At 67.9% G+C, this 18,478-nt stretch carries 14 protein-coding genes; 7 read left to right on the forward strand and 7 right to left on the reverse strand.

Annotation, left to right across the window (positions count from 1 at the left end; all coding sequences use genetic code 11):
• The first annotated feature begins 2 nt into the window (after nucleotides 1–2).
• Nucleotides 3–794: an SDR family oxidoreductase gene (locus tag M0R80_06670; GenBank protein MCK9459306.1), complete on the forward strand. Its 792-nt coding sequence runs from the start codon at nucleotides 3–5 to the stop codon at nucleotides 792–794.
• 9 nt (nucleotides 795–803) lie between these two features.
• Entirely contained in the window at nucleotides 804–1,712 is a 909-nt protein-coding gene (locus M0R80_06675; GenBank protein MCK9459307.1) for a hypothetical protein, read from the forward strand.
• 4 nt (nucleotides 1,713–1,716) lie between these two features.
• Here M0R80_06675 and M0R80_06680 read toward each other — a convergent pair whose 3' ends face one another.
• From M0R80_06680 to M0R80_06690, 3 genes are read right to left on the reverse strand one after another with little or no spacing between them, the layout of a single operon-like run.
• Nucleotides 1,717–2,289, reverse strand: a complete 573-nt coding sequence (locus M0R80_06680) for a hypothetical protein (GenBank protein MCK9459308.1) — start codon at nucleotides 2,287–2,289, stop codon at nucleotides 1,717–1,719.
• Nucleotides 2,290–2,319: 30 nt separating this feature from the next.
• Nucleotides 2,320–2,643, reverse strand: coding sequence for a DUF3467 domain-containing protein (locus tag M0R80_06685; protein MCK9459309.1), 324 nt, complete (start codon nucleotides 2,641–2,643; stop codon nucleotides 2,320–2,322).
• Between the two features lie 16 nt (nucleotides 2,644–2,659).
• The gene (locus M0R80_06690; GenBank protein MCK9459310.1) at nucleotides 2,660–5,617 is read right to left on the reverse strand and encodes a tetratricopeptide repeat protein; all 2,958 of its coding nucleotides are present in this window, start codon (nucleotides 5,615–5,617) and stop codon (nucleotides 2,660–2,662) included.
• An 89-nt stretch (nucleotides 5,618–5,706) separates the two neighbouring features.
• Between M0R80_06690 and M0R80_06695 the strand changes: the two genes are divergently transcribed.
• Entirely contained in the window at nucleotides 5,707–6,747 is a 1,041-nt protein-coding gene (locus M0R80_06695; protein ID MCK9459311.1) for a hypothetical protein, read from the forward strand.
• A 27-nt stretch (nucleotides 6,748–6,774) separates the two neighbouring features.
• On the opposite strand, the gene M0R80_06700 is transcribed toward M0R80_06695, so the two are convergent.
• Nucleotides 6,775–8,178 (reverse strand): hypothetical protein, encoded by a 1,404-nt coding sequence (locus M0R80_06700; protein ID MCK9459312.1) that lies wholly within the window; start codon nucleotides 8,176–8,178, stop codon nucleotides 6,775–6,777.
• Between the two features lie 75 nt (nucleotides 8,179–8,253).
• Between M0R80_06700 and M0R80_06705 the strand changes: the two genes are divergently transcribed.
• Together M0R80_06705 and M0R80_06710 are read left to right on the forward strand one after the other, a co-directional pair.
• On the forward strand, nucleotides 8,254–8,673 hold the full coding sequence (locus M0R80_06705; GenBank protein ID MCK9459313.1) for a secondary thiamine-phosphate synthase enzyme YjbQ: 420 nt from the start codon (nucleotides 8,254–8,256) through the stop codon (nucleotides 8,671–8,673).
• A gap of 45 nt (nucleotides 8,674–8,718) precedes the next feature.
• A complete protein-coding gene (locus M0R80_06710) occupies nucleotides 8,719–9,498 on the forward strand; it encodes a hypothetical protein (GenBank protein MCK9459314.1) in 780 nt (259 codons plus the stop codon).
• Here the strand turns inward: M0R80_06710 and M0R80_06715 are convergent, their stop codons facing one another.
• Nucleotides 9,499–11,721, reverse strand: a complete 2,223-nt coding sequence (locus M0R80_06715) for an ATP-binding protein (GenBank protein MCK9459315.1) — start codon at nucleotides 11,719–11,721, stop codon at nucleotides 9,499–9,501.
• Nucleotides 11,721–13,931 carry an ATP-binding protein gene (locus tag M0R80_06720; GenBank protein MCK9459316.1) on the reverse strand — a complete coding sequence of 737 codons (2,211 nt, stop codon included), beginning with the start codon at nucleotides 13,929–13,931 and terminating at the stop codon, nucleotides 11,721–11,723. Before M0R80_06720 ends, M0R80_06715 begins: the two co-directional genes overlap by 1 nt.
• Before the next feature lie 358 nt (nucleotides 13,932–14,289).
• Here M0R80_06720 and M0R80_06725 point away from each other — a divergent pair, with 358 nt between their 5' ends.
• Both M0R80_06725 and M0R80_06730 read left to right on the forward strand, forming a co-directional pair.
• Entirely contained in the window at nucleotides 14,290–16,161 is a 1,872-nt protein-coding gene (locus tag M0R80_06725) for a hypothetical protein (GenBank protein MCK9459317.1), read from the forward strand.
• Between the two features lie 255 nt (nucleotides 16,162–16,416).
• A complete protein-coding gene (locus M0R80_06730; GenBank protein MCK9459318.1) occupies nucleotides 16,417–18,063 on the forward strand; it encodes a hypothetical protein in 1,647 nt (548 codons plus the stop codon).
• Here M0R80_06730 and M0R80_06735 read toward each other — a convergent pair.
• Complete coding sequence (locus M0R80_06735; GenBank protein MCK9459319.1) at nucleotides 18,060–18,431, reverse strand: hypothetical protein; 372 nt, start codon at nucleotides 18,429–18,431, stop codon at nucleotides 18,060–18,062. The genes M0R80_06730 and M0R80_06735 overlap by 4 nt on opposite strands.
• Nucleotides 18,432–18,478: the final 47 nt, after the last annotated feature.

Genomic DNA, 18,478 nt, shown 5'->3' on the forward strand with positions numbered 1-18,478 from the left:
AAATGGATCTGGGGCTGGAAGGCAGGAAAGCGATCGTGTGCGGGGCGAGCCGTGGCCTCGGGTTCGCGGCCGCCCGCGCGCTCGTCAGGGAAGGGGCGCGCGTCGCCGTCGTGGCACGGGGTGCCTCGGCGCTCGAGGCAGCGGCCGGAGAGCTCGAACGGGAGGGCGGCCCGAGGCCGTTCGCCGTCGCCGCGGATCTCGTGGTGCCCGGGGATCGGGAGCGGGCCGTGCGGGAGGCGCGGGCCGCGCTCGGCGGCGTCGATGCGCTCGTGCTGAACACCGGCGGGCCGCCGCCCGGACCGTTCGAGAGCCACGGCATCGAGAACTGGCACCTCGCGATCGAGCTCGCCCTCGTGAGCGCGGCGCACCTCGCGGCGCTCGTGCTCCCCGAGATGCGGGAGCGGCGGTTCGGGCGGATCGCCCAGATCGTCTCCATCGCCGGGCTCGAGGCGGTCGACGGGCTGATCCTGTCGAACGCGTCGCGGCCCGCGGCGCTGGGCTTCGCCAAGGCGCTCGCCCGTGAGGTGGCCGGGGACGGCGTGCTCGTGAACAGCGTGTGCCCCGGCGTGTTCCTCACGGATCGCATCCGCGAGCTCGCCCTGGAGCGGGCCCGCTCCCGCGGGATCACGGAGGACGCGTTCCTCGCCGAGTTCTGCGGCGACATCCCGATCGGGCGCCCCGGGGATCCCTCCGAAGTCGGGGATCTCCTCGCGTTCCTGTGCTCGCCGCGAAACACGTACATCACCGGCGCCGCGATCCCGATCGACGGGGGAAAGACGCGGCGGCTCTACTAGGAGAAGAACATGCGGAAACCGAAAGCGATTGCGATCGTCACGTCCCTCACCGCGGCGCTGGTCGCGGGGTGCGGCGGCGCCCAGCCGGAGTCGACCGCTCCGGACGGCGTCTCCGGCGCCACGGATGTCGCGCCCGCGCCGCGGGACGCTGGGCCGGAACCCCCGGCCGGGGAGGCGGAGCAGGCGGGACATGTCTGCGAGGCTTCCATCGGCGCGCCGGGAGAAGTGTGGCCGCGCCTCGAGGCGATCCGCGCCCTCCCGGAGGAGGAGCGGGCCGCGAGGTGCGGGCTCGATCTGGTCCCGATCATCTCGGCGTGGCGCACGCTCCCGGTCGACATCCTCGGGCCGGTCGTCGAGCGCGCCGCGGGCGATCCGACGGCGCTCGACGCGTGGGTCGCGAGCGCTGGCAAGAGCGCGCCCGGGGCCGCGGCGGGCGTCGTGGCGATGGACGTCATCGGCCGGTTCGCCGTGGGCGGAGATCCGAAGGCGATCGAGGAGCGGCGCGCCTATTGGGGCGGCGGCCCGGCCGCCGGAGTCCCGGAGATCGCGGCCGTGCTCGAGGAGGCGAAGGCGCTTCCCAAGCTGCTCGCCGAGGTGAACGCGATGCACGAGCTCCGCTGCCTGCTCGAGGTGAACGCGCTCGGCTTCGCGATGAAGTGCAAGCCGATCCACCCCGCGACGACCCCGATCACGTTGAACTGGACCTCGGCGGTGCGCGACGGCGTGCTCGAGAAGCTCGAGCTGACCGACTGCTTCGGCAAGAGCTGCCCGAAGCTGAAGGCGACCTCGACGAAGCTCCTGACGCGCTACCGCGCCCTCGTCGACGAGATCCGGAAGCTCGAGAGCCCCGTCTATCGCGAGCGGCTGTTCGCGCTCGTCGTCCTCCCGCCGTTCAGCTCCCGATCCGACGGGCAGTGATCCGTCAGGGCAGGAAGAACTCCGCGTCGAGCCACTCGGTGCCGGTCGCCACGCAGGCGCCGCCGCCCTCGGTCGTGGGCGTCCACACGAGGTGCTGATCGATTTCGAGCTTCCCCAGGCAGGCGTCCGCGTCCTCGCACATCGACTGGACGACGGCGCCGAAGACGTGGGTGTCGTCGGGAGAGCCGTCCGCGCAGCGGAAGCCGCCGCTCGCCAAGGCGCACTCGAGCGTGTCCTCGAGCCTGCCGCCGGAGACGTGCTCGAAGTACTCGAGCCCCTCGAGGCCGTTCCGCGCGGCGTAAGCGCCCAAGCCCATGTAGAAGGCGCAGTCCACGGTGCAGCGCTGCACGCCCGCCGCGAAGGCGTCGTTCTCCACGGTCCCTTCTGCGGCCGGCCACTCGCAGGCGAGCTTGTCCTCGCAGTAGTCCTTGCACGCGTTGGGCGCCGACGCCCGCAGGTTGTCGATCGCGTCGACGAGATCCTCGTCGCACGCGGCGCAGGCGAGAGCTGCGGCCGCGAGCGCGGCGGCGATCACCGGGCCCCCTCGGCCCGCGCGTCGGTTGCGTTGCGTGCGCATCGTCTCACCTCGTTCTCCACCGACCCGGCGTCAGTGGTAGTTCCCCTGGACATTCGGAGCGGAGGAGGCGGGGATCTCCCCGAACCGCTCCTCGTAACGCCGCACGAGCTCGGCGAGCCCGGCCATCAGGCGCTTCGCCCCCTTCGGGTTCACGATCACGCGCGAGACGACGTGCGCTTGCGGGCGCTGCGGCTCCGCGAAGATGAAGTCGAGCACGAACTCGTTTTCGTTGTTGTGGACGATGGAGAGGTTCGAGTACACGCCCTTGGCCACCTGCGGGTCCGCGCCGATCTTGAGCGCGACCGGGCCCTTGGCGACCCCCTCCCCGTCCTTCTTCTCGCGGTCGTCCGCCATTCCGTCCTCCTGCGCCTCAGTCGTCGCGTGTCTCGAGGTCGTCCGTCATGTCCGGGATGGCCTCGCGCTTCTTTTCGCGGGGCGCCGCCGCCGCCGGCGGCACCGACTTCCGCCGCTCCGCCGCGGCCTCTGCGGCGTTGGCGGGCTGCCGGATGATCTCGCTGATCGTGCGCGCCACCTTGTCCCCGGCCTTCGACTGGATCCTGTGGAAGATGTTTCGCGCCTCCTCGAGCTTCGCGCGGCCGCCGTTCACGTCGCCGCGCTCGAGCAGGCGGTTGCCGTACGCGTGGAGCGATCGCGCCACCTCGAACTCGTTCCCGATGGCGCGGAAGATGACGAGCGCCTTCTCGAAGTACGTGATCGCCTCGTCCTCGGCCTCGACGTTCGACGTGTCCCACATCGTCGTGGCCGCGAGCTCGCCCAGGGCCCGCAGCGCGAGCCCCTCGAGCTCACGCCCGCCGACCTCCTTGGCGAGCATGAGGGACCTCTCGAGCTGGAGCCGCGCCGCCTCGAAGTCGCTCATCTTCTGCGAGAGGATGCCGATGTTGCGCGAGACCTCCGAGTGCAGCAGCCGGTCGTCGAGCGTGGTAACGACCTGCTCGCACGCTTTGAAGTGGCGCATCGAGTCGTCGAGCTTGCCCTGATCGCGCAGCGCCTCGCCGAGGTTGTTGTTCAGGATCGCCATCATCCGGCGATCACCGACCTCCTCGGCCAGGGACAGGGCGGCCTCCCAGCGCGCGATGGCGCGCTCGAGATCCCCGCGGTTGAACAGGACGATGGCGAGCGCGGACATCGTGTGCGCCATGCCGCCCTTGTCGCCCGCCGCGCGCCGCAGCTCGAGCGCCTCCTCAAGGAACCGCTCGGCCTGCGCGTAGGCCCCGCGCGCCGCCTCCACGTGCCCGAGGCTGTGCAGGCAGACCGCGATCGACGGCCTGTTGTCGAGCTTGCGCTGGATCGCGAGCGCCTGGTTGAGCAGCTTGAACGCGCGATCGTAGGAACCCTGCCGGCGCGCCAGCTCGCCGAGATCCCCGAGGCAGGCCGCGACCCCCTTCTCGTCGCCCGCGGCCTTGAACAGCGCCATCCCGCGATCGAGGAAGGCGCGCGCCGCAGCGGCGTCGCCGCGGGCCCTGTAGAGCCTGCCGATCTTGTTGAGCGCCGCGCCGGCCTTCCCGCGGTGGACGAGGATCCACGCGTGCCGCAGCATCTCCGTGTAGTAGAGCTCCGCCGCCTCGTACTGGCCCAGGAGCTCGTGCACCGATCCGAGATCGTGCAGCGCGTCGACAATGACGACGCGATCCCGCTCGTCGGCGAGCGAGAGCCCCTTCTGGAAGAGCTGGATCGTCTTCTGGTTCAGGTGGCGTTGGCGGGCGTCCCGCGCCGCGTTGATGTAGGCCAACGCCGCGCGCCGCTTCTCGCCGGCCGCCTCCCAGTGCTCCGCCTCCTCGCGGGCGAAGCGCGGGCCGGACTTCGCGCTCGCGTGGCTGAACCACTCCGCGACGAGGTAGTTGAGCTTCTCCGCCTCGGCGGGGTCCACCTCGCCCCGGATGTCGTCCCGGATGCCGGATCGCGCGAACGCGAACTTGATCGAGCCCTCGATGTCCTGGTCCGGGAGCTGGACGATGAACTGCCGTTCGACGAGGCGGGCGAGCGACGAGGAGATCGTGAACGCGTCCGAGTCGTCGGCCCAGATCTGGCCGGCGCCGATGTCCTCCTTGAGGCGCACGCCGACGCGCGTGAGCGCGACCACCGCCTCGTCCCAGAACACCTCGCCCACGATCGCCGCGCACTTGATGACCGACCGATCCCTCGGATCGAGCCGCTTGAGCCTCGCCTTGAGCGCGTCGATCACCTTCACCGGCATGTCGGCCATGGAGAGCTTCGACAGATCGGCCTTCCACGGCTCGGAGGAGGTGTCGACGACGCCGGTCTCGGTGAGCAGCGCGCACAGCTGCTTGAGCGATCCGGGGTTGCCGGCGACCCGGTCGATGGTCGCCTGGACGAGCTCCTCCGGCGGGTCGACGAGCCGGGGCAGGAAGTTGCGGAACAGCTGACGCAGCACGTCGTCGTCGAGCGGCTCGAGCCGCACGCGGACGACCGACGGGTTGTCGGTGATGTCCTGGATCTCCTCCGTGCCGCCCATGGCAACCATGAGGGGGATCGAGCCCAGGGCGTTGAGCACGTCCAGCTGCAGCGCGCGCGACTCGGGTGTGGCGTGGTGCAGCGCGTCGAGGATGAACACGGCCGGCCCCTCCACGGCGTCGGCGATGAGAAAGCGGACGACGGCCTCCTGGACGCGCTTCAGCAGGAGCGCCTGGTCGGACTCGAGCGCGCGGAGCACGGGGCTGTCCGGGAACGGCATGTTCGCGAGGTAGCCGAGGAGGTGCGCCGTCTCCGTGACGAGCGCGGCCGAGCCCGCGCCGAGGGTGTGGCCCACGAAGTTCGTGAGCTTGAGGCGCGTGGTCATCGGATCCTCCTCCTCCACTTCCCGCAGGCGGAGGCGCAGGAGGCCACGGATCGGCCCAAACAGATCGTCGTCGGCGTGGCAGTGCACGTGGAAGATCCGGTTCTTCGGGATCCTGCCCGTGAGCCGCTCGGCGAAGGCGTCGAGGAGCGTCGAGACTCCCATGCCGGTCTCGCCGGTGACGATCGTGCCGCCGACGGTGCTGTTCTCGACGCACACGTCGAAGCAGTCCATCAGCACGCGGAGCTCGGCCTGCCGGCCCTCGAGCGCGGTCTCGAACGCGTCCGCCGGCAGCTCCTCGGGCGTCGGTTCGGTCGGCGAGTGCGCCGAGCCCAAAGGCGCGCCGCACGCCTCGCAGGTGGCGGCCCTGGACGGGTTGGCGGCGCCGCACGCGAGGCACGGGACTATCGAGGTGCGCTCCGTCGCCTCCGCCTTGCAGACGTTGCACAGCAGCTGGTTCGGCTTGATGGGCACGCCGCAGCGCGCGCACGTGTTCGGCTTTTCCTTGCTCATGGGCTCCCTCTCACGAAATTGGAGTCGGAGTATAGCACGTATTCTGGTAGGATTTCCCCGCTTTCCGATGCACGAAGGAGCACCTCGAGATGCCGCGCTGGCTCATGGAGCTGCTGGGGTTCCTCCACCGCAAGTGGAGCGTGTTCCACGGCCTCATCGGGTGGCCGCTCGTCGGGGAGATCGACGAGAGATTCTTCGTCGTGCCCCCCGAGTTCGCGACGAAGCGGTTCGGCGAGACGACGCACCTCCCGACCGTGCTCGAGATCTACGTGAGCCACGAGCACCAGTGGCCGCTCGACATCGGGCGCCTCGTGGATTCCGTGTACTTCCACAGCCTCGATCCGGTTGTGTTCAACGTCTGCTTCGCGTGCGCGAAGCCCTCGCTGCTCAGGGGCGGCGACTACGCGAACCCGGAGTCGCACTGGTTCAACGTGTTCTTCGGCACCTACGAGATCGACGTGCGGTGCGCGGAGTGGACGCGGCCGTTCGGCTTCTCCTCCGCCGTCGAGGGGGAGCTCAACCCGGAGTTCGACGACCTCCTCCGGATCGGAAAGTCCGACTGGAACTACTTTTCCAATTTCATCTACGGTGTGCCGAAGGAGGAGTGCGCGCGCCACGACCAGGATCCGCCGATCGCGTCGACGCGGATCATCGAACCGAGGGTGTGCATCGGCGGGAAGGAGTACGTCGAGGCGGAGGTCGACGGGCTGGACGTCGTGAGCGGGTACGTTTCCGGGACCGACGGGCAACGGCTCCGAAACAACGTGTGCGGCTTCTCGTCCATGTGGCGCGCCGTGTTCGGCAGGCCGAAGAGGAGCGGCGGTTCGTGCGCGAGCTTCGCGGGCACCTCGATGCGGATGCGGTTCTACGCCCGCTGGGAGAAGGGCTGGGACTCGGATCTCGACTGCGAGGCGTACAAGACCTTCATCTACGGGGGCACGGTAAACCTCGGCTACGCGGGGCCGGTCGACAACGGCGAGTTCCTCGCGGCCCAGATGGAGGCGGTCCGGGCGGCTATGGTGCAGGCCCCGTTCCGCAAGCGCGAGCGGCCGGGGAGGCCGGCCGAGTGGAAGGCGAAGATCGCCGGGATGCAGGAGCGGGCCGCGAGGCGGAAGGCCGGCACGCCATAGACAGGCGCGGGGCTCGCCTCGCCCGTTCTACGGGATCACCTCGTCGGCGCCGATGTCCGGCGTCGAGTCGCGCGGATCGCCGTCGATGTCGTCGTCGCACAGCCCGGGCTCGAGGACCGCGCCCTGATCGATCGCCGCGGTCGCGCCGCTCGCGAGGTGGAGATCCGCGCCCTCGGGATCGGCGAACAGCGCCGCGTCCGCTTCGGCGAGGTTGGCCTCGTTCTGCGCCGCGGTCGCGCCGTCGCGCTCGTAGAACGGATCCGTCCCGACGTTGTTCGCCACCTCCACGGCGGCCGCTCCCGCGAACCTCCACTCGACGGAGGAGAACGCGCCCTCGGCCGCGAACACGGAGTTGTGGACAGCCCTCGCCCCGCACGCCGACCAGAGGCAGATGCCGCAGTCGGCGCCCGAGTCGGACGCGAACAGCTCCGCGCGCGACACGGCGATGAAGTTGTTCGCGATCACCCCGCCCACGTGGTCCATGTAGGCGCCATCCGCCTCCGGGCACGGGTCGTCGTCCCACGGCCTGCCGTCGCCCGAGTTGAGCATGCCGAAACCGACGCCGCGCGCGTTGTCCACGAGCACGTTGCGCACGACGATCGTGTCCCGGCAGACGTTCCAGAAGTGGATCGCGTGCTCCGAGAGGCCGCTCTCGCACCAGAACCCCTCGATCCGGTTGTCGCGGATCACCCAGCCGCGGGCCGCGTGGGCGTCGATCCCGCCCGTGTAGCAGCCGCTCACTTCCGGGCGCCCGGCGTCGGTGAGCTCGATCGTCGAGCAGGCGATCTCGCCGAAGTCCGGGTAGTAGGGCGCGTCGCCGGACGGGTTGATCTTGATCCCCTGCTCGCGCGGGTCGACGACGTGGACCCTGTAGATGCGCGTGTTCAACGTGTCCGCCGTGTCCGTCGCGATCACGTGGATGGGGTGCGTATAGGCGCGCCGGATCGTCAGCTCCGCGATCGTCACGTCCGAGGCCGCGACGGTCACGATCTCGGTCGAGGCGTAGCCGCCGTCGATGATCACGGCCTCCGGATCGCCGTTCTCCGAGCGGAGCGTGACGCCGGGCGCCGAGATCCACAGGTAGTCGCCGTCGAGCGCGTACACGCCGTCGGCGAGGACGATCGTGTCGCCAGCCGCGGCGCCGTTCACGATCGCCGGGAGATCCGCCGCGTCGTCGGCGGTCACGTGGACCACGTTCTCGCCCGCGCCGGGCGCGGGGAGCGGCTCGCACCCCGTGTCGGCGTCCGAGTCGGTGTCGGCGTCCGAGTCGGTGTCGACGTCGGTGTCGGCGTCCGAGTCGGTGTCGGCGTCCGAGTCCGCGTCCGTGCCGGAGTCCGCGCCCCCTCCGCCCGCGCCGTCGCCGCAGCCCGCGCACGCGGCGAGCAGGAGCGCGAGCGCCGCCCTGAGCCGAAGATCCGATCCGCTTCGCATGATTCCCTCCCTCGTTGTGGCGTCGTTCCGGCCGTTGGGCCATTATACAGCTGTCGTGCACGGGAGGAGGCGGAGATGAAGAGCCATCGGGAAGAGCTGTGGTTCGAGTCGCGCTCGCGGCGCGAGTACGTCAACATCACGGTTAAGGTGCAGGCCGCGATCGCGGCGAGCGGGATCCGGGAGGGGCTCTGCCTCGTCAACGCGATGCACATCACGGCGAGCGTGTACGTGAACGACGACGAGCCCGGTCTCATCCACGACTACGACGACTGGCTCGAGGGGCTCGCGCCGCACGAGCCGACGGACCGCTACCGCCACAACCGGAGCGGCGAGGACAACGGCGACGCGCACCTGAAGCGGCAGATCATGGGGCGCGAGGTCGTGCTCGCGGTGACGAAGGGCGCCCTGGATCTCGGGCCGTGGGAGCAGGTCTTCTACGCCGAGTTCGACGGCCGCAGGCGCAAGCGCGTCCTCGTCAAGATCATCGGGGAGTGAGATCGGGGCGGTGCTAGAATCTAAGGAGAGATAAGGGGGATCGCCGTGAAATCATTCCATCCAACCATCATTCTTCTGCTAGCCGCTGTGCTCGTCGATTGCTCCGACAGCGGCGAGCCGAACGACCAGATGGATGCATCGACGGATACCGATGCGGACTCCGACACGGACGTCGACACGGACACTGACGGCGATGCCGACACCGACGTCGATTGCGACACGAGTCCCGTCGACACGGAGTGGACTGGCCCGGGCAGCGGCATGTGCGACGGGGTCGACGGGATGCAGCCGGCCGGCGATGGCGGCGTTTCCAGCGTTTCAGTGGGGATCGAGGGATGCTTGGGCGGATTCTTTCATCGTTACGACAACCCTGCGTGCGCTGCGGAAACCGATATCCATTGCACGCTCCCCTACGGTGATTGCGACGAGGTCGACGGCGGCTGTCCGCCCGGAGAAGCCTGCGCCAACGACTTATGGGGTTGTGTGTGCGTCACGCCGTGCATGAACGACGACGACTGCGATCCCGGCGAGATCTGCCTCTGCGCGTTCACTGCTCCAGGCGGGCTCGTACCCGTGTCCGTCAGTAACGGGGCCCGCCGGTGCATTCCGGCGGATTGCCGGACCGACGCGGACTGCGCGCCGTACCGCTGCGGCATCGCGATAGGTGCGTGCGGCGGCGTGGCCGGAGCCCGGTGCCACACCGCGCTCGACGGATGCGAGGGATCGGATCCATGCCCGGATCCTTACTGCAGCGGTCCCGCTCACTGCTATTTCAACACCTCTTCGGAAAAGTGGATTTGCGCCGAGTGGCCGGACTGCGATTGATCACCGCGGCGGCTGCGAGGTGCGGTCCTTGGTCGCGTCGATCAGGCGCCGGAGCGCCGCGGCGAGCTCCTCCGGCGCGGACTCCCGCTCCGCCATGACGAACACGCCGAGCCGGCCGGCGGCGTCCGAGAGCTCGGGGGTCGGCCCGCCGCACGTCAGGAGGATCCGCGCGTTCGGGCGCTCCTCGAGCAAGAGCCCAGCGAGGTCGAGCCCGCTGCGGCCCGCGATCTCGGCCGCCGCGATCACGGCGTCGAACGCCCCGGGCGTGCCGCGGTAGTCGGCCAGCGCGGCGTCGAAGCTCGAGTGCGCGGTGACCCGGTAGCCGAGCGAGACGAGGAGCCGCCGCGTCCGCCGCCGCGACGGCGGATCCCCTTCGACGAGGAGCACGTGCTCGCTGCCGGTCGGGTTGGGGCTCTCGAGCGCGTCCCTCCCGCACGGCGGATCGATCAGGGGGAGATAGACCGAGAACGACGCGCCTTTCCCCTCGTCGCTGTCGACCGTGATCGTGCCGCCGTGATCCTGGGCGATGCGCAGCGCGGTGGGCAGGCCGAGCCCCGTCCCTTCGCCCCGGTTCGTCGCGACGAAGAACGGATCGAAGACGCGGTCCAGGTCGCCGCGCCGGATGCCGGGCCCGTCGTCGGTGACGGTGATGACGACCGACTCGCCCGGCTCGATAGAGCGCCGCGCGCTGCCGGCGTCCGCGCCGAGGTGCAGAAGCGCCGTGCTCACGGTGATCGTCCCCTTGCGGGGGCCGATCGTCTGCACCGCGTTCGTCGTCAGGTTGACGATCACCTGGTGCAGCTGCGTGGCGTCGCCCATGACGTACATCTTCTCGCTTTGCAGCGCCCGCCGAAGGCTGATGGGGACCGGGAGTGACGCCTCGACGAACGACAGCGTGCCGTCGAGGAACCCGCCGACCTCGAGGGGCTCGCGCCGCTCGACGCCCTGCCGGCCGAAGGCGAGGAGCTGGCTCACCGTTTCGCGGGCGCGCCGGGCCGCAAAGAGCACCTCGTCGAGATCGCGCCGGATCGCGTGGCGCTCCGGCAGGTCGTCCCGGGCCGCGGTCGCGAAGCCGATGATCGCCGCGAGCAGGTTGTTGAAGTCGTGGGCGATGCTGCCGGTCAGCGCGCCCATCGCCTCCATGCGCTGGATGCGCTGGAGCTCCGCGGTGCGGTGCTCCACCTCGGCCTCGAGCTCCGCCCGAGAACGCGAGAGCGCCTCCTTGGCGCGGATCTTGTCGGTCACGTCGCGGATGATGATGATGCGCCCGAGCCGCTTGCCGCCCCGCGTCGGCGTCGAGGCCGACAGCGACAGGCTGCGCGCGGCGCCGCCCGATCCGGCCACCGTCACCTCCGCGCTCGAGCGCTCGGCGATCTCCTGCCACCCCGGGACGATCGCCGCGGCCCGGGCGCCGGAGAACACGTCGCCCTTGAGCCCGATGAGCGCTATCGCCGCGGGGTTCATCTGACGCACGCGATCGTACCTGTCGAGGATGGCGATCCCGTCGCGCGCGTTCCCGAAGAGGTCAGCGGCGATCTTGGCGATGTCGACCGAGAGGAACCCGTGCCGGAAGATGGCGACGCTCACGAACGGGATGAGGATGAGGAACGACGACGACACGAACGGGAAGCTCCTCCCGCTGAGGGACTGGGAGGCGAGCTCGCCACAGGCGATGAACGCCACCGAGAGGAGGGCGCCTATCGCGATTGTCAGGAGCGCGTTGCGCAGCGCCGGATCCCGCGCGCCCATGACGCCGCGGACCATGATCCAGCTCGCGACCGCCAAGGTGAGCGCGGTCAGCCCCTTGCAGAACACGATCCAGTCTCCGTCCTCGACGATCACCATCCCGTCGGGACCGCGCGCGACCGAGGCGACGCCTTTGTCCGTGGCGACGTAGATCGCGACGACCGCGACGGAAACAACCGCTACCGCGAACCAGATGACGTCCCTCCGACGGCCGCGGAACGCGTAGGCGAAGTCGAGGAGGAGGGGCGGCACGACGATCAGGAAGAGGCCGGAGAGCCGCACGATCGCGACCTCGTGTCCCAGGGAGATCGGCAGGTAGAGCACCAGGCCGAGAAGCGACCAGAGGGCGCCGTCCAGCATCAGGAGCCGAAGCGAGTAGTTCGTCCGCGCCCGCCAATCGTAGGCGAGGAGGAGCGCCGCCAGGAAGAGGGACGCGCTGAAGCCGAGGACGAGGAGCACGACGTGCAGCTGCGCCATCACCGCGCCTCCCCGCCGCCGTCGATGAGGTGCCGGAGGGCCACGGCGAGCTCGTCCTTGGAGAGCGGCTTCTCGAGCGCGGCGTCGAAGCCGGCCAGGGAGGCGCGATCCCTCTCCGCGTGCGTGAGGTTGCCCGAGATCAGGATGAGGCGGGCCGAGGGGGCGACGGCGCGCGCTCGAACGCCGACGTCGATGCCCGAGACGTCCGGCATCGCCAGATCGGTGATGACGACGTCGTAGCCCTTCGGGTTGCGCTCGAGCTCCTCGATCGCCGCAACCGGATCCGTGAACGCGGTCACGGCGTAGCCGAGCGAGGAGAGGAGCCTGCGGCCCATGCGGACGACCTGCTCCTTGTCGTCGATGAACATCACGCGCTCGTCGCCGCCGCGGATCTGCGCGGCCACCGACGGGCGCGCCGCGTGATCGATCGAGGAGCGCGGGAGGTAGACGCGGAAGGCCGATCCTCGGCCGAGCTCGGTCTCGACGAGGATCGCCCCGCGGTGCTCGTGCACGATGCGCAGCGCGGTCGCGAGGCCGAGCCCGGTGCCCTCTCCTGTGCGCTTCGTCGTGAAGAACGGCTCGAAGATGCGCGCGTGCGTCGCGGCGCTCATGCCGGTGCCGTCGTCGGTGATCGAGATGCGGACGTGGCCGCCCTCCTCGAGGGGCGGGTTCTCGGCGGCGAACGCGGCGTCGACCTCGGTCCGCTCGATCTCGACGCGAAGCACGCCGCCCTTGCCCTCCATCGCGTGCAGGCCGTTCTTGGAGATGTTCATGATCACCTGGTGCAGCTGCGTCGGGTCGCAGTCCACCCCGTAGCCGCCCTTCTCCCAGGCGCGCACGATGGTGACCCCGGCCGGGCACGACACCCGCAGGAGCTTCAGCGCCTCGTCGGCCGCCGCGGCGACGTCGGTCTCGCGGCCGGTCCCCGAGACGTCGTCGCTGAACGCGAGCATCTGGCGGACGATCTCGCGGCCGCGCCGCGAGGCGAGCAGGATCTCGTCGAGGTCGTCGCGCACCGGATGCCCTTCCGGGAGCTCGTCGCGACCCGCCGTGGCGAAGCCCATCGCCGCCGCGAGGAGGTTGTTGAAGTCGTGCCCGATGCCGCCGGCGAGCACGCCGAGGGCCTCGAGCCGCTGGACGCGCTTGAGCTCCGCCGTTCGCCGTCGCGCCTCGCGCTCCAGCTCGTCGCGCGATCGACGGAGCACGCGCTGCGCCTCGCGCTCCTCGGTTTCGTCGCGCAGGAGCAGCAGGCAGCCCGGCCGCGGGACCCCCGCGAGCCCGATGGGCGGCGACATCGAGACGATGCGATCGCCGCCGCCGGCCTCGAGCGCGAGCAGCGTCTCCTTGTCGCCGGCGATCCGGGCCCCGGCGGGGAGCAACGTGTCGACGGGCGCCCCCAGGGGGGTCGCATCGCCGAGCCCGAACAGCCGCCGCGCCGCGCGGTTCATTCGGGTCACCTTGTCGTCGGCGTCGAGCAGCACGACGCCGTCGCTCAGATCCTCGAACAGCTCGTCGGCCACGCTGTCGACGGTGAACCCCAGGAACTGGAACCGGAGCGCCGCGATGTAGACCATCGGGAGGAAGAACATGGCGGTCGAGGAGCCGTACCGCGCGAACGCGAGCAGCCCGAAGGCGTTCGGCAGGAGGATGTTCGAGACCGCGATCGAGCCCAGCGTGAACGCGCTGCCGACGAGGAAGATCAGGAAGGCGCGCCGCTCGCTCCGCTCCGTCGTGACGAGGTAGCGGCGCGCGATGAGCGCCACGCCGAAGAAGCCGCCGAAGAGCGACGGCGCGCAGACGAGGGAGTGCAGGATCGGGTCGCGCAGATCGGCGACGCCCCACCACCGGATCTCGTAGCCGGTCGTGACGCGCGCGGTGAGCAGGTTGCCGGCGATCGCCGCGATCGTCGCGGCGAGGGTCGCGAAGAAGACCGCGTCCCGCTTGCGATCGAGCAGCTCGTAGACGAAGTTCAGGTAGAAGAGCCCGAGGGCGGACCACCAGGGGACCATCAGCCGCAGGATCAGCGTGCCGCGGTCCGCGAACGCCGGCGTGCCGAGGACGAGCTCGAGCGCCAGCCAGATCGCCCACACGCCGAGGAACATGAGGAACGCCCAGTTGACCGGGCTCTGGCGCCGGCGGCCGAAGACGAAGGCCGAGACGAACAGGTTCGTGACGAGCGCCGCGAACGGTATCAGGAACAGCCAGGTCATTGGGCGACGAGTATACGCGAGAACAGTCCGAAGATGGAGGACCTCCAGTGCCAAGGGAGGGGGCCGGATCCCACCGGGTTGAAAGTACGGACATGGACCGACGGCGACATCTGTCACGCGTTTGGTGGAAAGGATCACCGCGACCAGTATTCGGAATACGTCGACGACGCATTTCATTTCCAGGACGAGAAGACGATCCGCCACTCCAGCGCCGCATGCAGCATACTTTACCGATCACACCAATAACCCATTCTCCATATAGCAGAAACGTGCTTAAATACGTTCTGTTCGCAGTCACCGAGGGCGTTTCGTCATTCCAACAGCTGAAGATCGTTGGCAACAAGCCGAGGAGGGAACGATGATGAGCTTGAAACACAGAATGGTAGGCGTCCTTTTGTTCGCGTTGTCGATGATCTGCGCGAACGCTAACGCACAGGTCGGCGAGTACCCGGCCGGGAGCAAGTACAGGGCTGGCTACTACTGGAGCTCGGGCTGGGACACGGCTAAAACGTACGAAATCGGCGGACACAACTACCTCATCGTCATCAAGTCCAACTACAGCGGATCGAGCAAGGTGAACATCAACATCCTGGGCGACAACTGCGCGTCCACGGGGAGTTGCATTGGCGCCCAGATCGCGACCTACACGTGGACGGCCGGCTGGACCGACGTCGTCATTTACGAGCATGGTAGCAACAAGTATTTCATGTTCTACAAGGAGAGCACCGGTGAGGCGCACGTTCACCTGGTGAACGCTAACGGCACGATCGGGACGAGGCAGTACCCAGACGTCAACCTCGGCGCCTCGCTCGTCCTGTCAGAATACTACCTTGCCAATGACGGCGACGCGGGTCTTGCCGGATGCAACAACTCGGACGGCGGGAACTTGAAGTTCTGGGATTTCAGCCCCAACGGGGTTCCTGTTTTCTCCTTCGGGATCCCTTCAGCGAAAGGGTGCAAGGCGCTCAAGTACTTTCACCACACGGAAGAGCATTTCCTTTTCCTTTACTACAACGACGGGTCGTTGACGATGGGCTCCCTGAATTCGGGATACTTCTGGAGTAACACGATGAGCACGGATTGGGATCTCGTGGACTTCTACTACGTCGACGATTTCCCGTACCTCATGCTGTACGACGCGGGCACGGGCAACTACGAGACTTATTCCATCATGTCGAACGGCTGGATCGCGGACCGGGTGGACGCCAAGACCACCACTGCGGGTTATAGCTCGATGAGCTCATACATCGGCGCGGTGGACGGCAAGACGTACTGGCACGCCATCAAGGTCACGACAGGGTACACCGCGGTGTACCACGTGCGGACCGGGACCCCGCCGTCGTACTTCGGTCTGCTCGGGCACCGCGGGGCACCACTCGGAGCGCTGGACAGTCTGCTCGGCGATTTCACTCCGTGTGAGGATGACAACCCGTACTGCGCCCAGAATATGATAGATGGGATGCTACAGTTGGTGAGAGATCCGAGCAACGCGGGCACAGAGTTCGACGTGCACTGGGATGGCTCGGCGAGTACCTGGAGAGTCGCGCATGATACTCTGACCGGTCACCCGACGGTGAGCGAGTTCTTGGACGCAGTCGGCGACGATATGGCGAGTTCGGGCAAGATGTTTTTAATAGAGGTGAAAGGTGCAGATGGCGGTGGCAGTCATTTGCCGGAGCTCATCGAAGACTTCCTGGCTCCGCTTGATGAATATCCTTATGGGGTGGATTTCTACGTTGGAACCTATGGTTCATCCGTTAATCTGCAGGACTTCGCCGATGAAGGCTACAGGCTGTTTCGCATGATTAATCTTGGCACCAAGAATTGCACCGCTGCGAACGACATTGACGTCTCCGACGCCTTCAACACGGTCCACTCCGAGTTCGACGAGTACCGAGAAAACACGGAAAACGGGGTGGAGATGCTTTTCATGTCGTCCTGGCTTTCTGAGCCATGCACAAGCCGATTCGAGGAGCTGAGCCTGGCTGCCTCCTCTCCGGCAGAAGACGACTACCTGCTGATTTCCTACTGGGGTGGGCCTGCGTTCATGGATCCTAGCGGCAACGCCGATCCCTGCGCGGCACTGGACTTCAACCAAACCTGGAGCATCAAGCAAGATATTTGGGATGGAGAATACTCGGAAAACGAAGTGATATTCCTTTCGAATTTGAACGGGTTCGATACCAGCACCTACCTCAAGTGGCAGACCGGCCTGGTGACGTGCCCGTAGGCCGCCGGTCCGCGGCCGCTCCTTACACTGCCAGCGCATCGATCAGCGCCTTCTTGATCCGATCGGCGTGGGTGTGGTGTTGATCGCCTTCTCGTACAGGCCCCTCCCCGAGGACGCGCGCTCTCCCAGTTGTGAGATAGTGCCCGAAGGGTAGAAGTTTGTCGCAGAACGTATCTTGTTAATAGCTAATCCGCGTTCGGTTTCGTGTGTTATGTACGGTGCTGATTTTAGTCGTGGAGCGACGGAGGGACCCGAATGCTGCGGAGCGTTCTTATCCAGTGGCTTCCAGCGGAGCGAAGGTGGCGGTACCTGACCCTCGCCGTTATCGTCTGCGTTTTCGCTGTGCTCAAGCTGAACTTCAACCCCGGGCTGGGGCGCCCGTGTCTGGACGGCGACTACTACTTCCAGATCGCGAGGAACGTGGCCGAGGGCAACGGCCTCGCGACGAACCTCTCTCTCTACAATCAGGGGATCAAGAACTTCCCCCACAAGATCAACCACAGCCCGGTCTGGCCCCTCACGATGGGATACCTGGGCAAGGTCTTCGACCTGGAGCGGGTCGCCGTCGTCCTGCCGGAGATCATCTATCTGCTGGATCTCGTGCTCCTCTACTTCCTCGTCGCGCGGCTGATGCGGCGCGCGGGGACAGACAAGAATCGGATCCTCTTCGTCGTGAACGGGAGGTTCGTCGACGTCGGCCACATCATCGTCGCCCTCTTCGGCGCGAACTGCGTCTTCTTCGAGTTCACCTCGCTGCCGTACACCGAGGCGATGGCGTTCATGTTCATCTTCGCCGCCGCCATCGTCGCGGACGAGGCGGCTGCGCGGCGGAGCTTGAAGGTCGCGGCGCTGGCGGGCGTCCTCGCGGGCCTCGGCTTCCTGACCCGAACGCAGAACCTCGGTCCGATGCTCGCTCTTCCGCTCGTCTTCGCCGTAGCCGGTTTCAGGCAGCGGAAGTTCTTCGCGATGGCCTGCGCCGCGGCGGCGGCATCAGCTCTCGTCCTCGTCCCCTGGGTCGCGTGGGTTGCGAGCTGGGCGGATGTCGCCGGGTGGCAGACCTTCGCCGGCCTGGGGGCCATGCGCGAAGTGCCGGAACTCACGGCCTTCCGGCACACCGTCGCGGCCGCGAACCTCGAACAGCGGGTGGGGCAGATACAGGACGGACTCTCGATCGCCTTCTCGATGAAGGACAACAACTCCTATTTCTACTCGTTCGGGTGGGTGATCTATTCCGTGCCGCTCGGGCTGTTGGCGGCGCTGTCGGATTGGTCCGAGGTGAAGCGCATCTTCCGGCGGGCCTTCTCCCCCGAAGGGTGCCTGCTGCTCTTCCTCGTGTTGTCGACGATCGCCATGCTCATCCCGCTGCACATCGAGAAGAGGCAGTTCTTCAAGGCGTGGCTGTTCGGCTGGCGCCACGGGCTGCCGTTCGTCTTGTTCGTCGCCATCGCCACGTCCTACCTGCTCGTGGGGCAGCAGAAGCTCGGCCGGGCGGTGGCGGTGCTGCTCCTGGTCGGCTCGTTCATGCACAACTACGACACGATCGGTCGGCTGTTCGACAAGAAATACGTGTCCGGGCTCAGTGGCCCGGAGGTGCCGCTCGTCAAGTGGCTCGACTCGCAGGATCCGAAGCCGACCGTGATCACGACCCACTCGCAGATCCTGTCCGCGTTCAGCCGGTCGTACTTCCACTGGATCGACTGCAAGGTCTCAGCCGCGCACACCATCGCCCTGCTCGAGAAGGGGAACGCCGACTACGTCCTCGTCTACCCGAAGCTGGCGGGGTGCAAGTACTTCGCACCCGTCAAGGCGCGCATGGAGCGCGTGAAGCGATTCACGAAGGGCTGGAGCATCGACGTCTGGAAGCTCAAGGACGAGGAGGCCGCCGCGGCAGCCCAGCCCTAGCCGACCTTCTTCTTCGAGGCGTCCGGGGCGCTCGCGTACTCCGCGTGCGGGACCCAGATCTTGGGCTTGCGGCGGGTCCCGGCGAGCTGCTCCGCGCGGGCCTGCGCGATGAGCTCCCGGCGCCGGCCGAGGCCGCGCGACGCGATCCTCAGAGTCGCCTCGGTCGCGGCCTGCCGCGCGAACGCCCTCGCGGTCGTGGAGAGGAGCACGCGGCGCTGCGGGAGGGGGAGGTTCCGGAAGGCGGCCGCGATCGTGGGCTGCATCGCCTCGAAGAACGTGTCGCTCACCGCGTGCGCCGCGCGCAGCGCGTCGGCGAAATCGTCCTGCGTCATGGTGAGGAGCTCGTCCACGTCGAAATCAATCTGCATCTTCGCCTCCTTCTGGGAACCGATCCCAACCTAGATCCCGGAGCGCG

The organism is Pseudomonadota bacterium (assembly GCA_023229365.1).
Lineage (GTDB): Bacteria > Myxococcota_A > Polyangia > JAAYKL01 > JAAYKL01 > JALNZK01.